2 protein-coding genes and 1 pseudogene are annotated in these 2,886 nt (G+C 29.8%); 1 reads left to right on the forward strand and 2 read right to left on the reverse strand.

What is annotated here, in order from left to right:
- The coding region (locus FLACOL7796_RS24265) for a sensor histidine kinase (protein ID WP_173973340.1) at window positions 1-1,378 on the reverse strand (1,378 nt) is incomplete at its 3' end.
- On the reverse strand, window positions 1,379-2,044 hold the full coding sequence (locus FLACOL7796_RS24270) for a response regulator transcription factor (protein WP_173973341.1): 666 nt from the start codon (window positions 2,042-2,044) through the stop codon (window positions 1,379-1,381).
- Between the two features lie 200 nt (window positions 2,045-2,244).
- Between FLACOL7796_RS24270 and FLACOL7796_RS24275 the strand changes: the two are divergent.
- Window positions 2,245-2,886 (forward strand): annotated as a pseudogene (locus tag FLACOL7796_RS24275) (LTA synthase family protein); the annotation flags it as partial.

The following is a 2,886-nucleotide window of genomic DNA, read 5'->3' on the forward strand; positions in this document are numbered from 1 at the left end:
CATTAAAACTCAAAACAACGGTTGTTCCTACTCCTATCTGGCTATCAATTTTAAACTTGATATGAAGTAGTTCTGTGATTCTTTTTACAATAGACAAACCTAATCCAGTTCCTTTAATTTCAGGATGATCTGTAGAATTAGATCTAAAAAACGGATTAAAAATAGCTTCTAAATCATGTTTTTCAATTCCGATTCCGTTATCTGAAATTTTACAAATTATCTTTTCACCTTCTTTATAAAGCAAGATATTTACTTCTCCTTCTTTGTTCGTGTATTTTATTGCATTCGAAATAATATTTCTTAAAATGGTAATAACTAAGAAATTATCAGACTGAATGTAGTAATCTTCCTGAGCATCGAATTTAATAGCGATATTTCGTGTTTTTATTTTCTCTGAATTTAGTTTCAGAACATCCAAAATCACAGCATTTAAATAAACCGATTCTGTAATTATATTCTTTTTCTGGTTTTCAAAACGGGCCATCAATAATAGTTGATCTACCAACATATTCAGATGATCGACTTCTTTTATACAATAATTTATTTTTTCCTCATATTCTTTATTATCACGAGGTTTACGAATTAACACTTCAAGAGTTCCTTTAATAACTGTAAGTGGCGTTCTTAACTCATGAGAAGCATCAGAAGTGAATTGTTTTTCGCGTTCGATTGCATCTTCTATACGATTAAGAAGATTGTTTATGGTTTTAGAAAGCGTGTATAATTCGTCCCGGGTTTTGGGCAGCGGAATACGTGTTTTCAGATTATCTTTTGTAATAATTTTAGAAGTATTAATGATGGCATTTATAGGTTTGATACTTCTTCCTGCAAAGAATCTGGCAATAAAAAACAGCAATAATAAGATGCCTAAAAACGACAAACTCATAATATCAAATAAATTATTCAATACCATTTTCGAATCGGCCAAAGACATTGCTACGATCACATATCCTATTTGTTTGCTTTTAAGGTATAATGGAACCTGAACTTGCCTGATCGCATGATCACCCATTTTAGTATCAAACAATTCAAAATCTTCTACGGAATCATTAAATTTTAGTGTCTGAGTTTTAAGGTTAGGCGCTTTTTCTATAATCTTTTTATTTACGTCCAGAAATTCAACAAATACAGGATTTACATCTACCGTATTATGTTCCCGTTCATTCCATTCTTCTTCATCAATAAGGATTACTTTGCCATTAACTTCTTTAATTTCTTCCTGATGATTATTAATTTCAACCTTTATTTTTTCATCAATATGATTATAAACGGTATGTTTTACGATAGAATAAATTACCGAAAAAACTACCAAAATCAATAATCCCGTGGTAATTATATAATTTAAGGCAATTCTATTTTTAAAAGAAAGTTGTACCATTTATAAGTCGTTTGCGATATAACCTATACCGCGAATTGTTTTAATATAATCTTCTTCAATTTTTAAATTGAGTTTTTTTCGAATAGCATTCATAAAAACGTCAATTACTCCGGTATCATATTCAAAATTAATTTCCCAGACGTCTTTTAAAATCTGGTTTCGGGTACAAACTTTTCCTTTATTTTTTATGAGATACGTCAATAATTCGAATTCACGTTGCGTAAGCGCCACTTCATCATCATTTTTTAGAACGATGTGTTTCGATAAATCGATTTTTATAGTACCTAAAGTCAGGACTTCTGATCCTTTCTGGTTTCTGAAATGAATTTTAATGCGCTCTACCAATTCTTCAAAACTAAAAGGCTTTTTGATATAATCATTTGCACCTGCTTTTAGTCCTTCTATCGTTTCCTGAACGGTATCTTTTGCGGTTAAAAAAATAATTGGAGTGACCTGATCCTTTATTCTGATGGCTTTGCACAAATCTAAACCGTTGATTTTAGGCAGCATCCAATCTAATAAAATCAAATCAAATTTCTGATTTTGTATCAACTCAAAACCTTTTGAACCATCATTTGCCGTGGTAATCTGATATCCTTCTTCCTGCAAACCTTGTTGCAAAAACTGAACGATTCCTAACTCATCTTCGACTATTAAAATATGCATTTGCCTTGTTTAATTAAGATTATATCTTGTTTTATTTTATTCAAAGATAAATATTTTACACTTCAGAAATCACTTAAAACCACTAGAATAGCAAAAACAATATCATCTTAAGAAAACATTAAGTTTACACTAAGCAAGGTAAAAGCATAACTTCATCTGGAACTAATTTAACGACTGTAATTTTGTAAAAAAATTATTTCATGACTTTTTACAAGAAACTTTCGCCGTTTTATAATCTAATGGTATTTTATTGTATCATCAGTTTTCTATTAAGAATAGTTTTATTATTCCACCCTATTACACAAAGTTCGTTTACTATTCTTGAGTCCCTGAAAATCTTTAGTTTAGGTATTATTTCAGATGTGTTTACTTTTATAGTAGCAAGTGTTTTTTTATGGTTGTACCTTATATTTATTTCTAATTCAAAATACAACAAACCTTACGGCTATATTATTCTGGCTGTTTTTGTTGGTTTATTTGCTTATGTAGCTTCCGGAAAAAGTATTTTTAGCGAGTACGGAGGAGCTTTGCCTAAAATTGTTTTAATTTTTATTGGTATTAAAACAGCACTTTTTGCTCTTTTACTTTTTCTTCCTGCTTTAAGAGATAAAATTAGATATTGGTTGTTTGCATTCGTCATGTTTTTGTACGTTTTGCTGATTTTGCAAAATGGTTTAAGCGAATATTTCTTCTGGAATGAATTTGGAGTAAAATACAACTTTATCGCTGTGAATTATTTAATTTATACTAATGAAGTTATCGGGAATATTATGCAGTCCTATCCTGTAATTCCGTTATTTTCGGCACTATTTTTAGTTACCGGAATTGTAACTTATTTTATT

Origin of the sequence: Flavobacterium bizetiae (assembly GCF_902804475.1) — a bacterium.
Taxonomy (GTDB): domain Bacteria; phylum Bacteroidota; class Bacteroidia; order Flavobacteriales; family Flavobacteriaceae; genus Flavobacterium; species Flavobacterium bizetiae.

Coding starts and splice junctions, on each gene's coding strand:
- FLACOL7796_RS24270 (WP_173973341.1), bottom strand. CDS start 2,044: ATGCATATTTTAATAGTCGAAGATGAGTTAGGAATCGTTCAGTTTTTG.